The sequence below is a fragment of the Jeotgalibacillus alimentarius genome (genome assembly GCF_000829445.1).
In the GTDB taxonomy this organism is placed as follows: Bacteria; Bacillota; Bacilli; order Bacillales; family Jeotgalibacillaceae; genus Jeotgalibacillus; species Jeotgalibacillus alimentarius.
The window spans coordinates 78,951-97,632 of sequence record NZ_JXRQ01000030.1 but is presented as its reverse complement, the minus strand read 5'-3'; the positions used below and the strand labels follow the sequence as shown (position 1 = coordinate 97,632).

General features: G+C 44.2%; 24 protein-coding genes. 12 read left to right on the top strand and 12 right to left on the bottom strand.

Features of this window, described 5'->3' with window-relative positions; genetic code table 11:
- Positions 1-17 precede the first annotated feature (17 nt).
- Together KP77_RS16965 and KP77_RS16960 are read left to right on the top strand one after the other, a co-directional pair.
- Positions 18-491: a cytochrome c oxidase subunit II gene (locus KP77_RS16965; protein ID WP_041123939.1), complete on the top strand. Its 474-nt coding sequence runs from the start codon at positions 18-20 to the stop codon at positions 489-491.
- Positions 491-2,143 carry a b(o/a)3-type cytochrome-c oxidase subunit 1 gene (locus tag KP77_RS16960; RefSeq protein ID WP_041123938.1) on the top strand — a complete coding sequence of 551 codons (1,653 nt, stop codon included), beginning with the start codon at positions 491-493 and terminating at the stop codon, positions 2,141-2,143. The genes KP77_RS16965 and KP77_RS16960 overlap by 1 nt, the downstream gene beginning before the upstream one ends.
- A gap of 134 nt (positions 2,144-2,277) precedes the next feature.
- Here KP77_RS16960 and KP77_RS16955 read toward each other — a convergent pair whose 3' ends face one another.
- Positions 2,278-2,721, bottom strand: a complete 444-nt coding sequence (locus KP77_RS16955) for a ferritin-like domain-containing protein (protein ID WP_052474388.1) — start codon at positions 2,719-2,721, stop codon at positions 2,278-2,280.
- A gap of 126 nt (positions 2,722-2,847) precedes the next feature.
- Between KP77_RS16955 and KP77_RS16950 the strand changes: the two genes are divergently transcribed.
- Positions 2,848-3,315, top strand: a complete 468-nt coding sequence (locus KP77_RS16950) for a peptide-methionine (S)-S-oxide reductase (RefSeq protein WP_041123937.1) — start codon at positions 2,848-2,850, stop codon at positions 3,313-3,315.
- Between the two features lie 371 nt (positions 3,316-3,686).
- Here KP77_RS16950 and KP77_RS18265 read toward each other — a convergent pair whose 3' ends face one another.
- Together KP77_RS18265 and KP77_RS16945 are read right to left on the bottom strand one after the other, a co-directional pair.
- Positions 3,687-3,839, bottom strand: coding sequence for a hypothetical protein (locus KP77_RS18265; RefSeq protein WP_160289548.1), 153 nt, complete (start codon positions 3,837-3,839; stop codon positions 3,687-3,689).
- Positions 3,826-4,188: a DUF488 domain-containing protein gene (locus KP77_RS16945; RefSeq protein ID WP_041123936.1), complete on the bottom strand. Its 363-nt coding sequence runs from the start codon at positions 4,186-4,188 to the stop codon at positions 3,826-3,828. Before KP77_RS16945 ends, KP77_RS18265 begins: the two co-directional genes overlap by 14 nt.
- 287 nt (positions 4,189-4,475) lie before the next feature.
- Between KP77_RS16945 and KP77_RS16940 the strand changes: the two genes are divergently transcribed.
- Positions 4,476-4,679, top strand: a complete 204-nt coding sequence (locus KP77_RS16940) for a hypothetical protein (RefSeq protein ID WP_041123935.1) — start codon at positions 4,476-4,478, stop codon at positions 4,677-4,679.
- Between the two features lie 59 nt (positions 4,680-4,738).
- Here the strand turns inward: KP77_RS16940 and KP77_RS16935 are convergent, their stop codons facing one another.
- Complete coding sequence (locus KP77_RS16935) at positions 4,739-5,524, bottom strand: serine/threonine protein kinase (protein ID WP_041123934.1); 786 nt, start codon at positions 5,522-5,524, stop codon at positions 4,739-4,741.
- Between the two features lie 190 nt (positions 5,525-5,714).
- Between KP77_RS16935 and KP77_RS16930 the strand changes: the two genes are divergently transcribed.
- From KP77_RS16930 to KP77_RS16920, 3 genes are all read left to right on the top strand, one after another.
- Positions 5,715-5,948 (top strand): hypothetical protein, encoded by a 234-nt coding sequence (locus KP77_RS16930; RefSeq protein WP_041123933.1) that lies wholly within the window; start codon positions 5,715-5,717, stop codon positions 5,946-5,948.
- 50 nt (positions 5,949-5,998) lie between these two features.
- Entirely contained in the window at positions 5,999-6,220 is a 222-nt protein-coding gene (locus KP77_RS16925) for a hypothetical protein (RefSeq protein ID WP_041123932.1), read from the top strand.
- A gap of 137 nt (positions 6,221-6,357) precedes the next feature.
- Positions 6,358-6,675 (top strand): hypothetical protein, encoded by a 318-nt coding sequence (locus KP77_RS16920; protein ID WP_041123931.1) that lies wholly within the window; start codon positions 6,358-6,360, stop codon positions 6,673-6,675.
- Positions 6,676-6,774: 99 nt separating this feature from the next.
- Here KP77_RS16920 and KP77_RS16915 read toward each other — a convergent pair whose 3' ends face one another.
- The 3 genes from KP77_RS16915 to KP77_RS16905 all read right to left on the bottom strand — a co-directional run bounded on the left by KP77_RS16915 (position 6,775) and on the right by KP77_RS16905 (position 9,891).
- Complete coding sequence (locus KP77_RS16915) at positions 6,775-7,626, bottom strand: MerR family transcriptional regulator (protein ID WP_041123930.1); 852 nt, start codon at positions 7,624-7,626, stop codon at positions 6,775-6,777.
- Positions 7,627-7,643: 17 nt separating this feature from the next.
- On the bottom strand, positions 7,644-8,993 hold the full coding sequence (locus tag KP77_RS16910; RefSeq protein WP_052474387.1) for an MATE family efflux transporter: 1,350 nt from the start codon (positions 8,991-8,993) through the stop codon (positions 7,644-7,646).
- 163 nt (positions 8,994-9,156) lie between these two features.
- Positions 9,157-9,891, bottom strand: a complete 735-nt coding sequence (locus KP77_RS16905) for a GTP pyrophosphokinase (RefSeq protein WP_235420746.1) — start codon at positions 9,889-9,891, stop codon at positions 9,157-9,159.
- Positions 9,892-10,127: 236 nt separating this feature from the next.
- On the opposite strand from KP77_RS16905, the gene KP77_RS16900 reads away from it, so the two are divergent.
- The 3 genes from KP77_RS16900 to KP77_RS16890 are packed head-to-tail and all read left to right on the top strand — an operon-like array spanning position 10,128 to position 11,022.
- Positions 10,128-10,322, top strand: a complete 195-nt coding sequence (locus tag KP77_RS16900) for a helix-turn-helix transcriptional regulator (RefSeq protein ID WP_041123929.1) — start codon at positions 10,128-10,130, stop codon at positions 10,320-10,322.
- 24 nt (positions 10,323-10,346) lie between these two features.
- Positions 10,347-10,739, top strand: coding sequence for a hypothetical protein (locus tag KP77_RS16895; RefSeq protein ID WP_041123928.1), 393 nt, complete (start codon positions 10,347-10,349; stop codon positions 10,737-10,739).
- Between the two features lie 34 nt (positions 10,740-10,773).
- Positions 10,774-11,022, top strand: coding sequence for a DUF3185 family protein (locus tag KP77_RS16890; protein WP_041123927.1), 249 nt, complete (start codon positions 10,774-10,776; stop codon positions 11,020-11,022).
- Between the two features lie 220 nt (positions 11,023-11,242).
- Here KP77_RS16890 and KP77_RS16885 read toward each other — a convergent pair whose 3' ends face one another.
- From KP77_RS16885 to KP77_RS16870, 4 genes are read right to left on the bottom strand one after another with little or no spacing between them, the layout of a single operon-like run.
- Positions 11,243-12,058 carry an ABC transporter ATP-binding protein gene (locus KP77_RS16885; protein ID WP_041123926.1) on the bottom strand — a complete coding sequence of 272 codons (816 nt, stop codon included), beginning with the start codon at positions 12,056-12,058 and terminating at the stop codon, positions 11,243-11,245.
- A complete protein-coding gene (locus KP77_RS16880) occupies positions 12,058-13,089 on the bottom strand; it encodes a FecCD family ABC transporter permease (RefSeq protein WP_041124019.1) in 1,032 nt (343 codons plus the stop codon). Before KP77_RS16880 ends, KP77_RS16885 begins: the two co-directional genes overlap by 1 nt.
- Entirely contained in the window at positions 13,089-14,123 is a 1,035-nt protein-coding gene (locus KP77_RS16875; RefSeq protein ID WP_200889081.1) for a FecCD family ABC transporter permease, read from the bottom strand. The genes KP77_RS16880 and KP77_RS16875 overlap by 1 nt, the downstream gene beginning before the upstream one ends.
- A gap of 1 nt (position 14,124) precedes the next feature.
- The gene (locus KP77_RS16870) at positions 14,125-15,204 is read right to left on the bottom strand and encodes an iron-siderophore ABC transporter substrate-binding protein (protein ID WP_041123925.1); all 1,080 of its coding nucleotides are present in this window, start codon (positions 15,202-15,204) and stop codon (positions 14,125-14,127) included.
- A gap of 232 nt (positions 15,205-15,436) precedes the next feature.
- Between KP77_RS16870 and hpaB the strand changes: the two genes are divergently transcribed.
- Entirely contained in the window at positions 15,437-16,876 is a 1,440-nt protein-coding gene (hpaB, locus tag KP77_RS16865) for a 4-hydroxyphenylacetate 3-monooxygenase, oxygenase component (protein WP_041123924.1), read from the top strand.
- A gap of 35 nt (positions 16,877-16,911) precedes the next feature.
- Here hpaB and KP77_RS16860 read toward each other — a convergent pair whose 3' ends face one another.
- Positions 16,912-17,913, bottom strand: coding sequence for a tRNA dihydrouridine synthase (locus tag KP77_RS16860; protein ID WP_041124017.1), 1,002 nt, complete (start codon positions 17,911-17,913; stop codon positions 16,912-16,914).
- Between the two features lie 201 nt (positions 17,914-18,114).
- On the opposite strand from KP77_RS16860, the gene KP77_RS16855 reads away from it, so the two are divergent.
- Positions 18,115-18,618 carry a hypothetical protein gene (locus KP77_RS16855; RefSeq protein ID WP_041123923.1) on the top strand — a complete coding sequence of 168 codons (504 nt, stop codon included), beginning with the start codon at positions 18,115-18,117 and terminating at the stop codon, positions 18,616-18,618.
- Positions 18,619-18,682: the final 64 nt, after the last annotated feature.

Below are 18,682 nucleotides of genomic sequence, written 5' to 3'. Positions count from 1 at the left end.
CATAAAGGAGAATCACAATGCATCTTCATAAGTATGAAAAAATATGGTTAACATTTGGCATAGTATGTCTGGTTGCATTCTTAAGTATCGTAGGTGTGAATGCATTCGCACAAGACCACACGCCTGCCGGAGGAATGCACACGATTGATCCGGAAAAGGTGAGGGAAACCGCTCCTTTTAATGAACCGGGTGTAAAGCAGCTGGATGATGACACGTATCAGGCAACGATTATTGCGAGTGCTTTCGCTTACGACGGCGGTCAAACGTTACAGGTGCCTGCGGGTAAAGAAATCATTTTTAAATTGACAAGTACAGACGTGGTACATAGTTTTACCATTGATAACACAAACGTGAACATGATGGTTGTACCGGGTCAGGTGACGACAAAATCTTACACATTCAAAGAACCGGGAAAATATTTGATTATCTGTAACGAGTATTGTGGAACAGGTCACCATTATATGTACACAGAAATTGAGGTGACAGAATAATGTTAGCAGCAGCTGACCGTAAATTAGCGCTTTGGAATATTGGTGTAGCGTATACCGCTTTTTTAATTGGCACGCTTGCCGGATTGCTTCAGGTTTTTATCCGGAATGACCGCTTAGAACTTCCGGCATGGCTGGATTACTATCAGATTTTAACGGCACACGGCGTATTACTGGCACTTATTTTTACGACATTTTTCATTTTTGCATTTTTCATTTCAGGTATGAGTAAAAGTCTTGGCACATTCGGACCGAAAGTGCTGCTTTGGAATTGGATTGGATTCGTGGTTATGCTCACAGGAACGGTACTTGCGACAGTCATGATTGTGATCGGTGAAGCATCCGTTCTTTATACATTTTATGCACCGTTAATGGCAAGCCCCTGGTATTACGTAGGTCTCGCATTATTTGTGGTAGGTTCATGGATCATGGGATTTGCGCTCGTTGGTCACTATATGAAATGGAAAAAGGCGAATCGCGGTGAGCTCAGTCCGCTGTTTGCATTTATGACAGTAACAACGATTGTCTTATGGGTGATTGCCTGCCTGGGTGTAGTGGCGACTGTGTTGTTCCAGTACATTCCATGGGCGTTCGGCTGGGTGGATACGATTAATGTTGAGTTAAGCCGTACGCTGTTTTGGTATTTCGGGCATCCACTCGTTTACTTCTGGCTGCTGCCTGCTTATATGGCATGGTATACAGTTGTGCCGAAAATTCTTGGTGTACCGGTATTCAGTGATTCACTTGCGCGTCTTGCGTTTGTCTTGTTTATTCTGTTCTCTATTCCTGTCGGATTCCATCACCAATTGATGGAGCCTGGAATCTCAGACTTCTGGAAGTTCCTGCAGGTCGTGTTAACGTTCATGGTCATTATTCCATCTCTTATGACTGCGTTCTCCATGTTTGCGAATTTTGAGCGTGCGGGGCGGAAGAATGGCGGGAAAGGGTTATTCGGCTGGTTTACAAAGCTGCCGTGGAAAGATCTGCGTTTCACATCAATTTTCATCGCGATGGCCTTCTTCATTCCGGGAGGCGCCGGCGGAATTATTAACGCAAGCTTCCAGTTGAATGAGATTGTGCATAACACGCTCTGGATCGTTGGACACTTCCATATCACTGTCGGAACGCCTGTTGCCATGACATTTATGGGGCTGACTTACTGGTTAATCCCTTATCTGACAGGCAGAAAATTCTCTAACACGATGAAAAAATTAGGCTTTATCCAAATCGGCTTATGGTCAGTCGGGATGCTGTTAATGAGTACGGCTCAGCACATTCTCGGACTGCTTGGTGCTCCACGTCGTACTGCCTATTCAGGATACAACGGTCACGAATCTGCTCTGGAATGGTTTGATGGCATCTTAACAAACCACGTCACCATGGCGGTTGGCGGAAGCATTCTTTTCCTTTCTGCCATGCTGTTACTCTACATCGTGATCATGAGCGCATTTGTCTCACCAAAAGCTGTGGAACCGGACGAATTTGTTGAGTTTCCGCTCGCTGAAAGTGACAAAAGAGCAACACCGAAATTCCTTGAAAACTGGTGGCTGTGGATTGGTATGGCATTCTTATTAATCATCATTGCCTATGCCATCCCGATCGCGCAGATGATCCAACACGCACCACCGGGGTCAAGAGGATTTATCACATGGTGAGGAGTTGATTGAAATGGTACTACCGTTAATTTTCTTTTTTCTGGTCCTCATTTTAACAACGGGTATGTATGTGGAATTAACAACAGATGAAGATTAAAACGAGCGAAGTTCGGGCAGCCCCGGACTTCGCTTTTTTAACCTCTGGCCACCCCTCTTTCAAATGCAGCCAAGTGATTCAAAGAAGCATTACGCAGCTGTGTAAAAATAAACCTGATATCATTCGGAAGGTTGAATGCTAAGAACCGGTTGTACATAGCGATGTTATCTATCTCGCCTTGAACACCTTGTGCATATGCAGCTTTTAGATTTTCGGGAGTAGTAATAAAGTTCTGGGATTCGTCCATTGGTAATGGTATTTGATACCGCTCGAAAAAGGACAGTAGTGCCATGATATGCCTCATTTCTGCTGCTCTGATTTGGACAAACGTTCTGGTCTCACCGAATGTTCCGATCACGTTATTGTATCTTGCCTGTGCCAGATACTCGTCCTGAAGCGCATAAGTGGGCATTTGAGGCAGGGATAATGAAGCAGCGTTTAGCGCACCTGTTGCACCATAGTTTTCAAATTGTCTATGCATATGGGTCACCTTCTTTTTCACGTTAAGGTATTCTATGCATGGTTATGAAGCGGGTGTGCAAAATCAGGATGAAGTGTAAAATGGGAAGAAACAATTAATGGATAAGCAAATGAAGAGGTGAAACACATGGAAACTATATATTTTGCAGGCGGCTGCCTCTGGGGTGTGCAGGCTTTTATCAAAACGCTGCCCGGTGTACCATCAACAGAAGCAGGGAGAGCGAATGGATCAACTCATACACTGGATGGCGACTATGATGGATTTGCGGAATGTGTGAAAACTGAATTTGATCCAGATGTGGTGACGATGGAACAGCTGATGGCTTATTTCTTTGAAATCATTGATCCGTACAGCGTGAACAAGCAGGGGATTGATGTCGGTGAGAAGTACAGAACCGGCGTTTACAGTGAAGACCCTCGGCATTTAGAAGCGGCACGGACTTTTATCCAAAAAAGATCGGATGCTGAACGGATCGCAGTTGAAGTGATGCCGCTCACGAATTACGTGCGAAGTGCAGAAGAGCATCAGGACCGGCTGGATAAATGTCCGGATGATTATTGTCATATTTCTGAGGAGCTGATGAATAAGTATTAGATCAGTCAACAGAGGTACCTGGTGAAGCGGCTGCCGGAACCGTGGTGACGGTTTCGAATGAGACAGAGTCATTTACTGGAACAGGTGAGGCTGAGAATGTAGTGGGGAACTGAGTGTAACGGTAACAAGTAAGCTGAGAGTAGATGAAGTAACAGTAAAAGCTGGTGAAAGTCTCATTGGAAATAGAGAAGCAAACGAAGTCCACACTCCGTAGTATCACTGCAATAGACGCAGAAGGTAAGCCCAGCACAGTAACGAAAATAACAGTAAAGAAGTAGGCAGGGCAGCCCCCTTCCTGGAATGGAGAGGGGGTTGTTCTAATTTCATGAAAGACAGATTCAGTCCAGTAGTATATATAATCCCTGATCTCGTCATGAAGTCGTGCTTTTGCTGTCGGATATAGCATTTGCTCTTTCATTTACCCCTTTATATGCCGGCGTAAATGAATCGGCAATCAAAGCTGTTCGTTCTTTGTAATAAACAGCGCTTGCTTTTATAGTTCGAGCATGTTTAAAATTTCCCATCCTCCAGCATCTCCTTCAACACAACCACATGATTAACTTCCTCATCCTTCGCCCCATAGAGCAGGACCAGGCGTTCATTCACAGACTTATCCTTCAGCTCATTCAGTTTCGCCTGCTTCTCGGAATCTTCTTTGATTTCTTTCTTATAAGCCTTCTTAAACTCCTCAAATTTATCTGGATCATGATCAAACCATTTTCGCAACGAGGTACTTGGCGCGATCTCTTTCATCCAGTCATCAAGATTGGCGTCTTCCTGTGAAATGCCTCGTGGCCAGACACGATCCACTAAGATTCGGTTACCAGATAGTTGATCTTTATCATCATAAATTCTTTTTAGAATAATGGACATTGGACCTGCACTCCTTTTGATAGATTTTGTACCCTTTTACCCTTTTAGAAAGAATGTAAGCTTATCTAAAGAGGCAGCTTATCGCCGGAAATCATCAGTGAATTAAAGGATTTTTGGAGAAGAGAGGTCAGGGACGCTGATCTTCCATGGTGATGGTGTTGTAAGTCTTTGTGACAAGGGCCATATCTAAAGGATATTAGTTGTGCAAAATCACCCGCCGCTTTATGCTTTAGATAGAAGGTGTCTTTACCTGTAAATATGGAACACCTCAAAAAGGAGGATGCTCAATGTTTAAGAAGATCTTAAAAGGCATTTCAAAGGAACTGAAAAAACGCGGCAGCAGCAGTGGACGCAGAAGGCATTACCGTCACGGTTCAAGCAGCGGAAAGAGGCGCGGCTATCACGGGAGCAGCAGTAGCAGCCGTCGCGGACGCTACCCGTATGGAGGCTCCGGCCGTTATAAAAATAGTAGACATTATTCCAGCAGCTGATGCAGCTATCAGCTAAAAAGACTCCGCTTATTCATAAGAAACAGAGTCTTTTTTGTTCATCAGGAAAGCTGGCTGATCGCCTTTTCTATATCAGACTGAATCTCTTCACACTGTCTGTACGGTTCAGTTATACTCAGCAGCCGTTTGAGCAGCAGTGTTGTTTGTGGGTGGAGGCTGAGCTCTTCAGTCCAGGAGCCTCTCTTTTTTATTTTGCCTTCATAAGTGGAGTAAAGAAGAAAAAGCAGAAAATCGCCTACGTCAAAAAAATCATCCTGAGCGAGCAGTGTCTGCTGCTTTTTCAGCCTCTTCTCTGTATGGAGGTTGCTGGCCAGGCCAAAATCGATCAGGTAGAGGTGGCTGTGATGAAGCAGCACATTCGGAATTCTGATATCACCATGGTATACGCCCTGTTGGTGGATATAACAAACGATTCCGGTCAGCTTGCGGACGATTTCCAGGCATTCTTTCTCTGTATACTGCTGTCCTGTTGCAAATAATGTATCCTCTACATTTTTCCCCTCTACAAACTCCATTGAAAAGAACTGTTTATCCTCAAATGAAAAAGTTTCGATGAGTGCGGGGATCCCCGGATGACTCAGCTGCTTCAGGATCGTAATCTCCTGGTGGTAATTCTCTGTGTTTTCTTTTCCCTTGCTTTTACGCATCTGTTTGACAACGCATTGTGTGCCGGTGGGCAGGTCCTCACACAAATAAATGATTCCGTAGCTTCCATTCTGCAGTACCTTTTCAATTTTATATCGGTCAGCCAGAACTTCATTGATCAAATATTGATGGTCCATGATTTTCTGACGTGCTTTTTTGATTAACCAGTGTACAGTTTCCATGCGCACCTCTATGTTTTTGCGGCTTTGTATCTATCATATCAGACCCCGTAAGAACGATGAACTGACATCTGTTTATATCTAGACACCCTCATAAAAGGAAGTTAAATGGTATAATCAGGTATAGTATTTAAAAATTCTTATAAAACAGGAGATAAAGACATTTCATATATAAACTTTAGGGGGATGACGCATGAAGCATCTTTTAAAATCCCGCTGGAAATATAGCTGGTATGCTCTATTGTCATTCACAGGTGTTGCAATTGGCATGCAGATTGCAGTTCCTGGTGATTTCTATTACTTGTCAGGTGCACTGGCTGTGGCAGTGGTTAACTTTGTAATCAATACGATTATTGTGCTTTTCAAAATGCTGATAAACAAGGTTAAAAAGCAGGAGACATGGAGTGAAGGGTTATGTCATAAGTAGTTTATTCTAAGGTCAAAACGTTAAAAATTGATTACCCGGGAGGCTCACAAATGAACTTATTATGGTGGACCACAATTGCTTTTTTTATGATTGGATTGATTGTTCTCTTAGTTGCCTCAAGATCTGTCAAAGCTAGGCTTGGGTACGTGAAAAATAACCCTGATGCCGATCCGGCTGCGGTAAAACCAGTGATTTGGTACATTAGGGCAACGACTATTTGGGGAGTCATCAGTATTGGGCTTGTTGTGTCCTGTTTTCATGTTTATACATAGAAATAATCGGATTGACATGCGTTTTCCTGTTGTGGAACTTTAAAGTTTACCAGCCGACCGACATCAACCTTACGGACATATGCAAAAAATTGAAACTATTTTACAGTTTTTTCGTAGACGTATGATAAAAGGGGTTGATGAAACTGAAAAAATTATTGTTATGGTCTATTGTAATTGCAGTATTGATCGGAATCCTTGTATGGATTGGAAGTTTAATCATCCCTTACTCGTATTTTGAGTGGAGCTTCTTCATCGGAATAGGACTAACAGCTATATTATTATTTTTCAGCAGCAGCGGGGGCTTTTTATCAGGAGGACTCACGTTCGAAGCCAGCCAGGCAACTGGAAGGGTAGAGAAAAATGAAGGGTTTAAAACCTATGTAGGGGTATTGTTCTATGGAGCTTCTCTCTATACAGTCGTTAGCCTGGTGGTAACGATTGCCGTTTACATTTAAAACGGCAATGAAACCCCATTTCTGTTTGTTGATATGACGTAGAGAATGATCACTGACGGTCTGCCCGCACTCATATATTGGTCAACAGTGAATTTCGTCTCAACCTTCCTCGTTTAACAGCAGGTCTCTGTACTGAATAACCTTCACCGAAATCTTGACTAAATATTTCTCGCTGCCTTCTACAGACAGCTCATCCAGCAGAATATCTTCATAAAAATAACCTGACAAAGTAAGCTGGTGCTGATCTGCATAGCTTAAAAGCCGGTGGTAGGTGTCACCGATACGGGAGTAACCCAGGTTATGATAAGCAATCAAGTATGTGCCTTTTGTAATAACATGGTTCGCCTGTTTCTGCTCTTTTACTCTTGTGTACAGATAATCATACTTCTCTACAGCATTTCCCCTGACATGGTCCACATGAATCATCCAGCCCTCAGAAGCCGACGGGGCAATCCCGTGCTCCTCGAGATACCTGTAATGAAGCTGCATGGATTGATAGATGTTCAGATCATTGGTTAAAGGCTTGGTATGAGTGACGGCTATATACTCATCAGCTGGTCTGTGTTCAGTCAGGACATCATACGTGTTCGCCCGAAGCGCCTGCTTCGTATCGCTGAGCTTATCTGAAACGACCTGCTTCATGGTTTTAAGCTCATTCATTTTTTCTGTAAGAGCCTGTTCTTTCAGCTCGAGCAGGTGAATCAGGTTTTCAGGGGATCTTGACGTCAAGAACTGCTTAATCTCCTTTAGCGGCATATCCAGCTCCTTTAAAATCTGAATCACAATAAATACATCTGCCTGATAAATAGAGTAATATCTATAGCCGTTAGACGCCACAAGCTCAGGTGAGAAGATGCCGGCTTTATCATAGTAATGCAGCGTGTCTTTACTAACATCCAGCAGTGATGCGAACTGTCCGGTTGTCAGGTGGATTTTCGGATTGATCTCCATCTATTTTTCACCCCGCTCTATGCATATTGATATTTACGTTTGTTACGCAACAGGAAAAGTCCGCAAACGATGACAGAGAGTAGTTCAGCCAGCGGTATCGCAATCCATATGCCAGTGAGCCCAAAGATAAATGGCAGCGTTGCCAGTGACATGAGAACAAACACTAACGTTCTGAGTAATGAGATGACTGCTGATATTTTTCCGTTAGATAGCGCGGTAAACAGCATCGATGTGAAGATGTTCACACCCATAAATAAAAAGCTGATGGAAAAAATCCACAATCCGTCTGTCGCGATTTCGTATACATCACTGCCTTCTGGTGACATGATTTGTATCAGGTATGGCCCGAATAGCAGCGATGATAGAAAGATAATCAGCGAGCTGCCAGCAATAAAGGTCAGACTGTTTTTAACAATCAATTTTAACTGTCCTGTGTTCCTGCTTCCAAAGTGAAAGCTGATCAGCGGTGCGATTCCGACTGAATAGCCCATGAAAAAGGGTGTTAATACAAACATAACATACAGCATGATCGTCACAGCCGCTACACCCTCTACGCCGACAAATTTGAGCATCAGTGCATTGAAGGCGAAGGTGACAATGGAAGACGAAAGGTTTGTTACCATTTCGGACGAGCCGTTTGCGCAGCTTTTCACAAGTACGTGCCAATCGGCTTTCAATCGTGTGAAATACAGACTACTTTTTCTGGCTGCGAAAAAGTAGATCACACCAAGAATCGCAGGAATGACAATTCCAATTGCAGTTGCAAGTGCAGCGCCCCTGATGCCCATATCCATGACGACTATAAACAGATAATCCAGTGCAATGTTTGTACTTCCGCCAATGATTGTGATGATTAAGCTCAGTTTCGGCTTATCAGCAGTGACAAAAAGCGTTTCAAGCATTGCCTGAACAATTAAGAAAGGACTTACCAGTAAGATAATCTTTGCGTAAGCCTTCGTATAGTCAAACAGTTGTACACTTTCCGCGGCCCCAAGCAGTGTGAGCAGCTGCTCCAGAAAGAGTGAACCTGCTGCCATGATCAAGACGCCGAACATAAACCCGCAGCATACGATAAACGTGAAATTCCGTCTTGCTTCTCCATATTGATTCTGTCCCATTTTCTTCGCGATAATCGCGCTTCCTCCAGTACCAAGCATCAGGGCAACGGCAAAGATCAACGCGTATACCGGCATGAAAATATTGACAGCAGCAAGCGCAGTTGCATTCACATAGCGTGCCACAAAAATCCCATCAACCATCGTATAGATTGAGACGAAAATCATGACGCTGATCGTTGGTGCCGCATAAGCGAGTAAAGATCTCATTGTATATGGTTTTTCATGGTGACTTATAGATAGATTGTTCATGTCAGACTCTCCTGTAAGCTTTAATAAAGGAAGCTTAAAGGATGGAGCTACTCCATAGTCAAGTACAATCTTTCATATAAGTCTCAGACTCCAGACGCTGAACTGCAATTCATGAATCATCTTAATAAAGTAAAAGCAGGGAAGGGGATTTCACGTTTACCGTTTACTTTTTCTTTTCCAGGTCCATCTGCTTCAGTAAATCAGTCATCATTTCAGCTGGGTTAAACAGCATCTCTTTTTCCTGATCCGTTTCTTTCAGAATATTAACCTCCTGATTGATCCGCTCCATTTTGCGGTCCAGTGCACTGGCTGTATCCGCTGCTTCTTTCAGTTCAAGCGTCAGTTTTTCAGGAACATTGCCCTGATATTTGTAGTAAATCTTATGTTCAAGGCTTGCCCAGAAGTCCATGGCAATCGTCCTGATCTGCATCTCAATATTTACATTGACGGTTCTGTCAGACATAAAAACAGGAATCTGGAGCAGCAGGTGCAGGCTCTGATAACCATTTGGCTTTGGATATTTGATATAATCCTTTACTTCAACCACATGGATATCGGCCTGATTTTGAATCATCTCACTGATCCGGTAAATATCAGAGACGAATGAGCAGGTCACCCGGATGCCGGCCAGATCCTTAATCTCTTTTTCAATTGCATCAAGTGAGAGCGGAATGCCTTTTTTCTGCATTTTCTTCAGAATACTGTCCCCTGATTTCACCCGCGTATTGACGTGTTCAATCGGGTTATATGTATGAATCAGCTGGAACTCCTCTTTCAGGATATTCACCTTTGTACTGATCTCATCTAAAGCAAATTTATACATTGCGCGAAAACGTGTGATTTCTTTTCTAATATGTTCGAAGTCTTCTTTTGTCATGGGCTTTTGATTTTCTATCATGTGTCATCCTCCATTTTATAGCAGGCTGGAATAAAACGGCTGTGTTTTCAGCCTTTATAGCAATTATACGGATTAGCCGTTTTCCGGGTTGCAGGTGTTCAGTTATTTTCTGTTCAGGTATGAAGATTGTGTGAAGGGATTCTTTTGGTAAATGTAAAAACTATTTGACATTTTATAGTGACTATTTTATGCTCAAAATGTAAAAAGTTTTTGACTTTTTGAGAGGCGGTCAAGCAGTGCAAAATCAAATCAGAGATATAAGAAAGCAAATGAAAATCTCTCAGGAAGAGCTTGCTGTGAGGTGTGGTGTATCGAGGCAGACAATTAATGCGATCGAAAATGATAAATATGATCCCACACTGGCACTGGCTTTTAAATTATCAAAAAATCTGGAGACCACTGTAGATCAGTTGTTTGTGTTTAAAGAATAATAAAAATGGAAGAGGTGATATGGGATGCTAAGTGCAAAGAAACCTGCTGTATATATTTCACTTGTGCTCTTTTTAGTCATTGCAGGCCGTTCATTATACGTTTTTCTAAATGAAGGGTATGTGAGCGGATCGAGTCTTCTTTTCAGTTTTATAGCTTTATCCTATCTGTTGAATTCCCTGACCTGGGGTGATTTTTTAGGAAAAGAACAGAAGGATGAATTAGATCAGCATATTGAATCTCAAAGTGCCAAAATTGGTTATTATGTACTCATGATGTTATCAGGAATTGTTCTATTTGTATCAGAAGGTGTTGGAGATCTTAATCAGATTACAAACTATCCACTGCTTATTGTCGTCGGCCTGACCTTTGTCGTTCAGCCGCTGACAGCATTAGTCTATGCAAGAAAATACAGATGAGTGTGAGAGCTTACATATCTAATTGAGGTGAATCATGAAAAATTTGAGATGGATCAGTATGATCACTTTCCTGCTTGGTCTTGTATTTATTACATATGGATGGACACAGACATGGGCATTTTCTGCGTCTTCTTCAGATTTTGAAAGAATACTCATGGAAAGAACAGTAAGAAGTTATGTCTTTGTGGTAGGGGGTGTAATTCTGGTGATTGTTGGGGTTTCTATCAATATGGTGAAGGATAATATGCTTCATATCGACAAAAAAGATCATGACAGGCTATGATAGATCCGGGTCCCTATGTATGAAAAATTTGCCATGATGAGGGTGTCAGCTCAATGGCGCGTGGTACTAATTCCATCAGCACGCAATGTTTTTCCTTCATCCCGGCTGACATTCCCCTCAGCACACTCTGCTATTCCTTCAGCCCTCAAACACTGAGTCCGGCTATCCCCCAAACGGCAAACTGCACAAAAAAACCGCAGAAATCCTCTGCGGTTCACAATCAGGAGTGCTTCCTCACTTTATTATGATGTCTCCCGATCGGCACCACAAAAGGCGAGCCTGAAATCGGATCTTTCATGACTGAGCACTTCAATCCGAAGATGTCTTCGATCAGCGGACTTGTGATGATCTTTGATGGATGTCCTTCTGCAATCAGTTTTCCTTCACGCAGGGCAAAGATATGGTCTGCATAACGGGCAGATAGATTGATATCGTGCAGGACCATCACAATTGTTGTACCGTATTTACGGTTGAGGTCAGTGAGCAGATCAAGGATCTCAACCTGATAGGTAATATCAAGGTAAGTGGTCGGTTCATCAAGAAACAGAATATCAGTCTGCTGGGCAAGCGCCATGGCGATCCAGACACGCTGTCGCTGGCCGCCTGAGAGTTCATCAATATGGCGGTCAGCGAATTCAGTGATATTCATGATATCCATTGCCTCGCTGACAGCTTCATAATCCTTTTGACTCCAGCCTTTCATAAATGACTGGTGGGGGAAGCGGCCGCGGCCGACCAGGTCGGTCACAGTAATGCCTTCAGGTACGATCGGTGTCTGGGGCAGCAGTCCAAGCACGCGCGCCAGCTTTTTCGGCGGGATCTTCTGGATAGGTGTCCCGCCAATTGTGACTTCACCGGCTGTCGGCTTGATCAGCCTCGCCATGGTCTTCAGCAGGGTAGACTTCCCGCAGCCGTTCGCACCGATAATAATACTGATTTCATTACTCGGAATCGTGACATCAATGTTATGGAGAATAGGTGTTTGATCATATCCGGCAATCAGACTGTCAGCACGGAAAGTATGTGTCTGTTTCATTATAAGTCTCCTTTTTGATTCATTCTGATCAGCAGGTAAATCAGGTAAGGTGCACCGATAATGCCTGTAATAACACCTACAGGGTATCGTGCAGTAAAGGCGAACTGACCGATCAGATCAGAAGCCAGCACCAGAATAATCCCAACAAGGCCTGCCGGAATCGTTCCTGAAAATCCTACACCGACAAGTCTTTTAGCAATCGGTCCGGATAAAAAGGCAATAAAGGCAATTGGACCTGTAGCAGCTGTTGCTAAAGCAATAATCATAACAGAGCTGACAACAAGTAAAAACCTTGTCTGACTCGTATTAATCCCAAGTGATGTTGCGGCCTGTTCACCAAGCTCAAGCATATCAAGACGTCTGCCGAGGGCAAGGATAATCGGTGAAAAGATAAGAACCGTTATAATCAATGGATATAAGCCTTCTGTTGTAGCACCGTTCAGACTTCCTGTTAACCATCTCATCGCAGTCGGAATATCATTTTCCTGTCCGATCAGCAGCAGGTAGGAGACGACTGCATTGAGCATCGCCTGAATCCCGATCCCGACAAGAATTAACCTTCCAATCGAAAATGAAGTACTTCTCGACAGCGTGAAAATAACCAGTACAGTCACAAGACCGCCAATAATAGAGGATACAGATACAAACGTACTGCTTGCCTGCAGCACAATGATACTGAAGACGGCAGCCGCACTGGATCCTGCTGTAATCCCGATGACATTTGGATTAGCCAGTGGATTTCTGAGCATGGTCTGGAACACATGACCAGCTACACCAAATGCGAATCCCGCAAATACACCGGCAATCATTCTGGGCAGCCTGATTGTTCCGACGGCAAAAGATGCCCCGCTGACATCCTCACCCATTAATACGCCAATCACGTCTGAGACCGGATAGATTGTATTACCGAGCATCAGCATCGCGCCTGCCAGTACAAGGGAAAGGACGGCCAGAATGATCGTCACAGTAAGAAATCTGCGCTGTCTTTTTATTCTTCCTGACTTTATAGGGTAAATCAATTCGTTTATCATCATAACGCACGCATTTTCGCTTTCATTGTAATCAGAATTAACACAGGAGCTCCGACAAAGGCTGTGACAACCCCGACTTCAAGCTCTCCCGGACTTCCAAGTACACGCCCCGCAACGTCTGAAATGCTCAGAATAATTGCACCTGAGATAGCTGACATCGGAATCATAAAACGCAGATCCGGGCCAATCATCAGCCTGATCAGATGAGGCGCGAGAAGACCGATAAAACCGATTGGTCCGGCCAGTGCAGTTGTTACCCCGCACAACATGACGCCGCCAAGCGCAGCAATCAGTCTGAGCGTTCCTGTCTTCACACCAAGTCCTTTAGCAGCTTCATCACCTAATGCCAGCGCATTCAAAGCAGGTGCTGTGACAACAGCAATAACGAGACCAATCACCAGAAAAGGAATGAAGATCATGACTGAATCCCACGTGCCGGCTCCCACACTGCCTACCTGCCAGAATCTGAATTGGTCCATGACGCTTGAACGGGGAATCATCACAGCCATGACGAGTGATGATAATGCAGCACTTGTTGCAGCTCCCGCTAAAACGAGCTTAAGGGGCGTGGCACCGCCACGACCCATTGCACCAATTCCGTATACAAAAATCGCAGTCAATATAGCACCTGCCAGGGCAAAAACGATAAACTGTGCTGAACTGTTAATATTAAAAAATGCAATGCCGCAGACGACAAACAATGCAGCTCCGGTATTTACGCCGAGAATACTCGGGTCAGCAATCGGGTTCCGGGTGACGGATTGTAATAGTGCCCCGGATACCCCAAGTGCTGCGCCGCACATAAAGCCGAATACTGTTCTTGCAATTCTCTGCCGTACAACATTTGCTTCATGAGTCTGGACATCGGCATTGAATAGACCAGTAATAATATCATTCATTGCCAGTGCCCGTGACCCGAATGCAAGTGAAGCAAATATACATACCGCTAACAGGATCAGAGAGATCACCAGCAGCTTAAAGAAATGCTTTGGCAAATGCCACTGCTTCTGTGCTGTAACGGAAAGATCACTCATTTTACTGCTCTAGCTTGCTTACAGCTTCTGACATAAGAGATAGGTACTCATCAATTGTGTATTCAATTGATAGTGTACTTGGTGTTCCTGATGCTGCAAGTGGTGTGTTATCTCCGATGATGACAACAGACCCTCTTTCGATGGCCGGCACCTGTCCAAGAATCGGATCATTTTGCATGGCTTCCAATGTATTCTCATCTCCGTAAGAAACAAGGACATCAGCATCATTCAGCATATCTGCATTTTCAGCACTTGCTTCAATGTAGAATGCACCTGGATCTGTGAATTCGTTCAACAGGCTGTCGGGATATTCCATGCCGATCTCACCAAGGAAAGCACCACGCGGGTCTTCAGGTGAATACACAAAGAATGAAGAAAGGTCAGCAGCATTCACACTTAAGAAGGCAGCTGTTGTCCCTTCGAATTCTGGATATTCTGCTACTTTATCAGCAATCAGCTGCTCTGTATCAGCGATCAGCTGTTCACCTTCTTCAGCCATCCCCATTGCCATTGAATTATATGTTACCTGCTCACGCCATGATGAAACCCATGGTGCGTCCTGGTATGCAACGACAGGAGCGATCTGGCTTAATGTATCGTACTCTTCCTGCGTCAGACCTGAATATGTAGCAAGAATCACATCAGGATCAACGTCAGCAACTGCTTCAAAGTCAATGCCGTCTGTATCCTGGAAAAGAACAGGTTCTTCTCCACCGATTTCTTCAATTGCTTCAGCAGTCCATGGCAGGATCCCGCTATCGTCCTGTACGCCGTAGTTTGCAGCAGATAATCCAACCGGCATGACGCCAAGTGCAAGTGGGACATCATGGTTAGACCACGCAATAGCAGCAATCCGCTCAGGCTTTTCTTCAATCGTAGCTTCACCTAAAGCATGCTCAATGACGATCGGATACTCTGAAGAGGATGCCTCAGTGTCAGCCGTTTCAGTTGATTCTGTATTTGTATCTTCTGATGCGCCGTTATCTTCAGTTGATGAATCATCTGCACATCCTGCGAGTGCAAGCATCAGCATGGTTGACATTGATAATGTAAATATAGAAGACTTTCTTTTCATACCCATTGATTTAATTCCTTCTTTCAGTTTTTTAATTGATAACAATTATCATTATCATCACTTTAAACGGTATTGGACCTGATGTCAACACGATTTAAAGCGATTGCAATAAGCTGTAACAATTTTGTGACTTCTCAAAACACTGCTTAACAGGCTGATCTCCTGTCCTGACACACCAAAATTATTTGAATTCATACTTATAATAAAGAAACTTTTCACAAAAAAGGAGTGCGTCCTAATGGGTATCTCAACGGGGAAGCAGTATGTCAGCCGGATTGATCAGCTGAAAACGAATATATGGCTCGACGGAAGCCGGGTTACCGGTAATATCTCAGAGCATGAAGCCTTTAAAGGGGTGATTGCAAGCCAGGCGAAGCTGTATGACCTTCAGCATCAGCCGGAACTACAGGAGATAATGACGTTTGTCTCTACAGAGTCAGGAAACCGTATAGGAGTGTCTTTTTTAGAACCAAAAACTAAAGAAGATCTAGAGAAAAGAAGGCTGATGATACAGGAATGGGCGAGGAGCCATGCCGGGATGATGGGGAGATCTCCGGACTACATGAATACAATTCTGATGGTGTTAAATGCTTCAGCAGAGCTTTTTACTGCTGAAGACGAAAAGTGTGCAGCAAACATCAGGGATTACTATCAATACGTAAAGGAACATGATCTATCGTTAACACACGTATTTGTCAGTCCTCAGAATAACCGTGGCAGACAGGAAGCAGAAGGTGAACAGATTGCAGCACGGATGGTCAGAAAAACAGAAGACGGCATTGTCATTCATGGGTCGCGGATCCTAGCCACTCAGGCTGGCATGACAGATGAAATTCTGGTCTATCCGGTGCCGTCAAACGTGGATGATGAAGCTTTTGCTTACGCGTTTGCAATCCCGTGTGATACGTCGGGGTTATCTTTTATATGCCGTGAATCTTTTGCCTATAAAGATGCCTCTTACGACCATCCGTTAGGTTCAAGGTATGACGAAATGGACGCAATTGTTGTGTTTGACAATGTGCTTGTTCCGTGGGAGCGAGTGTTTTTGCATGGAAGTTCTTTTGTAAAAAATCTTTTATACAGCCAAAGTAATATGTTTGAACAGACGGCGCACCAGGTTGTGTCAAAAAGCGTGGTTAAATCGGAGTTTATTACCGGAACAATTCAATTAATCATTAACAGTATAAATATCAGTGAATACCAGCATGTCAGGGAAAAGTTTTCAGAAGTGGCTATCGCGCTTGAAGCAATGAAGGGCTTCTTACACGAATCAGAGCGAAATGCAAAAATCAACCAGTGGGGCACGATGACGCCTGATCCGAACCCGCTTCTGGCTGCGGTGAATTATTACCCGCGTATCTACCCTCGCTTTATCGAAATCATTCAGCTGATGAGTGCAAGCGGACTGGTCGCCATTCCTTCTGAAAAGGATTTTGCGTCAGACCAAAAAGAGCTGTTGAATCATCATTTACAGTCCGTCTGTCAGGATGGATATGAAAGGGTTAAATTGTTCCGGCTTGCATGGGATCTATCGATGAGTGCCTTTGGTTCAAGGCAGCAATTATATGAACGGTTCTTTTTTGGGGATTCGATCAGGCTTGCAGATCAGCTGTACAGCAGGTATGACAGAGGGGGCTCAGTTGAGAGAGTAAAGGATTTTTTGAAAGAGAAACGTTAAAAAAAGCGCAGGCTGGGTCCCAGACTGCGCTTCACTTATTTAGAAACTGAAAATCCCTGCTCTTCATTCACACCATTTTGCTCCATGAACTCATTCAGCAGATCACGTACTTCATCTGTTGTTTCTGTCTCCATCAGGCGATTTCTCAGTTCACTTGCTCCACGGAATCCGCGGACGTAGATCTTGAAGAATCGGCGGAGCGGCTTGAAGGCACGCGGCTCAAGCTCTCTTGAATACTTATCATGCAGGTCAAGCTGCAGACGAAGCAGATCAAGCAGTTCCTCGCTTGTATGCTCTTTCTTTTCTTTTTCAAATGCGAATGGATTATGGAAAATACCGCGTCCGATCATGACACCGTCAATTCCGTACTTCTCAGCAAGCTCAAGGCCCATCTGGCGGTCCTCGATATCACCGTTAATCGTAAGCAGCGTGTGCGGTGCAATCTCATCGCGCAGCTTTTTGATCTCAGGGATCAGCTCCCAGTGCGCAGGCACGTTACTCATCTCTTTTTTCGTACGCAGGTGAATCGAAAGGTTGGCAATATCCTGCTCAAGAACATGCTTCAGCCAGTCATGCCACTCATCCACATGCGTGTAGCCAAGGCGGGTCTTCACGCTGACGGGAAGGCCTCCCGCTTTTGCTGCCTGGATAATGGCAGCTGCAGTCTCCGGATGGCGGATCAGCCCTGACCCTTTTCCGTTTGCTGCAACGTTCTGCACTGGGCAGCCCATGTTAATATCCACACCGCGGTAGCCCATTTCAGCCATCCCGATGCTCATCTGACGGAAATACTCCGGCTTATCGCCCCAGATATGCGCGACGATCGGCTGCTCATCTTCAGTAAAGGTAAGCCGTCCCTTTACGCTGTCTTTACCGCGCGGGTGACAGTAGCTCTCAGAATTCGTAAACTCCGTAAAAAACACATCCGGTCTCGCTGCTTCACTGACAACATGACGAAACACGACATCCGTCACCGCTTCCATCGGCGCAAGCACAAAAAACGGCCGCGGTAACTCCTGCCAAAAGTTATCTTTCAACATATATCTGAACCCTTTCTATAAAGGAAAACACGTTCCCGAAATAATATATTTTCACACCAATGACTGGTTACACTTGACTTTGGTCTTTATATACTTTAATAGGATTTGGGTGAAAGTGCAAGGGGATGGGGTTAATATCAGGCTGGAATCCGCACTGTATTGTATAATGGTAAAAAATGTTTTAGGAGGATAGGTGAGATGAACAATTCTTTCATCCTGACATGGGATCACTTTGACGAGTGCCGGAATACGATCAAGCAAATTCTGTGGATGTATCATGATATGACCAGGATGTATGGGGGATTTGGGCACAATATTGACTTTGAACCAATTGATTATAAGCGCTTCCTGTTTACAGAAGTTGATGAAGGCAGCATTTCTCTTCATGCAAAAGAGGCCGAGATCCTGAGACAGGGGGCACTTTCAGCACTGGGATGTGACGTTGTTAATCTGCTCGATGAAGCACAGAGACGTGCTGAAGTGTACGACTTTATTAACAGTGCGCTTGCAAGTTCTCTTTTACATAACAGGCCTTTTGATCAAGAGGTTTTATCGGCAATGAAGCGGGCTTTAGATGAACAGGCAGATAACGGATGGGAATCAATGCCGGATGGTGCGAGGCTGGTGGTAAAGCTGGCAGAGGTATATGACTGCTATGTGCTGGGCTATTACGAGCAGCGGATGAATGAGATGAAGCTTTAAAATGGGTAAACGACCAAATTAAAGCGGAGGTTAAAGTGTCAAGGGAGGACACTTTAACCTCCGG

Bases quoted from the DNA above. Each gene is read 5' to 3' on its own strand.
- KP77_RS16965 (WP_041123939.1), top strand. From the start codon at position 18: ATGCATCTTCATAAGTATGAAAAAATATGGTTAACATTTGGCATAGTA.
- KP77_RS16960 (WP_041123938.1), top strand. From the start codon at position 491: ATGTTAGCAGCAGCTGACCGTAAATTAGCGCTTTGGAATATTGGTGTA.
- KP77_RS16955 (WP_052474388.1), bottom strand. From the start codon at position 2,721: ATGCATAGACAATTTGAAAACTATGGTGCAACAGGTGCGCTAAACGCT.
- KP77_RS16950 (WP_041123937.1), top strand. From the start codon at position 2,848: ATGGAAACTATATATTTTGCAGGCGGCTGCCTCTGGGGTGTGCAGGCT.
- KP77_RS18265 (WP_160289548.1), bottom strand. From the start codon at position 3,839: ATGGGAAATTTTAAACATGCTCGAACTATAAAAGCAAGCGCTGTTTAT.
- KP77_RS16945 (WP_041123936.1), bottom strand. From the start codon at position 4,188: ATGTCCATTATTCTAAAAAGAATTTATGATGATAAAGATCAACTATCT.
- KP77_RS16940 (WP_041123935.1), top strand. From the start codon at position 4,476: ATGTTTAAGAAGATCTTAAAAGGCATTTCAAAGGAACTGAAAAAACGC.
- KP77_RS16935 (WP_041123934.1), bottom strand. From the start codon at position 5,524: ATGGAAACTGTACACTGGTTAATCAAAAAAGCACGTCAGAAAATCATG.
- KP77_RS16930 (WP_041123933.1), top strand. From the start codon at position 5,715: ATGAAGCATCTTTTAAAATCCCGCTGGAAATATAGCTGGTATGCTCTA.
- KP77_RS16925 (WP_041123932.1), top strand. From the start codon at position 5,999: ATGAACTTATTATGGTGGACCACAATTGCTTTTTTTATGATTGGATTG.
- KP77_RS16920 (WP_041123931.1), top strand. From the start codon at position 6,358: ATGAAACTGAAAAAATTATTGTTATGGTCTATTGTAATTGCAGTATTG.
- KP77_RS16915 (WP_041123930.1), bottom strand. From the start codon at position 7,626: ATGGAGATCAATCCGAAAATCCACCTGACAACCGGACAGTTCGCATCA.
- KP77_RS16910 (WP_052474387.1), bottom strand. From the start codon at position 8,993: ATGAACAATCTATCTATAAGTCACCATGAAAAACCATATACAATGAGA.
- KP77_RS16905 (WP_235420746.1), bottom strand. From the start codon at position 9,891: ATGATAGAAAATCAAAAGCCCATGACAAAAGAAGACTTCGAACATATT.
- KP77_RS16895 (WP_041123928.1), top strand. From the start codon at position 10,347: ATGCTAAGTGCAAAGAAACCTGCTGTATATATTTCACTTGTGCTCTTT.
- KP77_RS16890 (WP_041123927.1), top strand. From the start codon at position 10,774: ATGAAAAATTTGAGATGGATCAGTATGATCACTTTCCTGCTTGGTCTT.
- KP77_RS16885 (WP_041123926.1), bottom strand. From the start codon at position 12,058: ATGAAACAGACACATACTTTCCGTGCTGACAGTCTGATTGCCGGATAT.
- KP77_RS16880 (WP_041124019.1), bottom strand. From the start codon at position 13,089: ATGATAAACGAATTGATTTACCCTATAAAGTCAGGAAGAATAAAAAGA.
- KP77_RS16875 (WP_200889081.1), bottom strand. From the start codon at position 14,123: ATGAGTGATCTTTCCGTTACAGCACAGAAGCAGTGGCATTTGCCAAAG.
- KP77_RS16870 (WP_041123925.1), bottom strand. From the start codon at position 15,204: ATGGGTATGAAAAGAAAGTCTTCTATATTTACATTATCAATGTCAACC.
- hpaB (WP_041123924.1), top strand. From the start codon at position 15,437: ATGGGTATCTCAACGGGGAAGCAGTATGTCAGCCGGATTGATCAGCTG.
- KP77_RS16855 (WP_041123923.1), top strand. From the start codon at position 18,115: ATGAACAATTCTTTCATCCTGACATGGGATCACTTTGACGAGTGCCGG.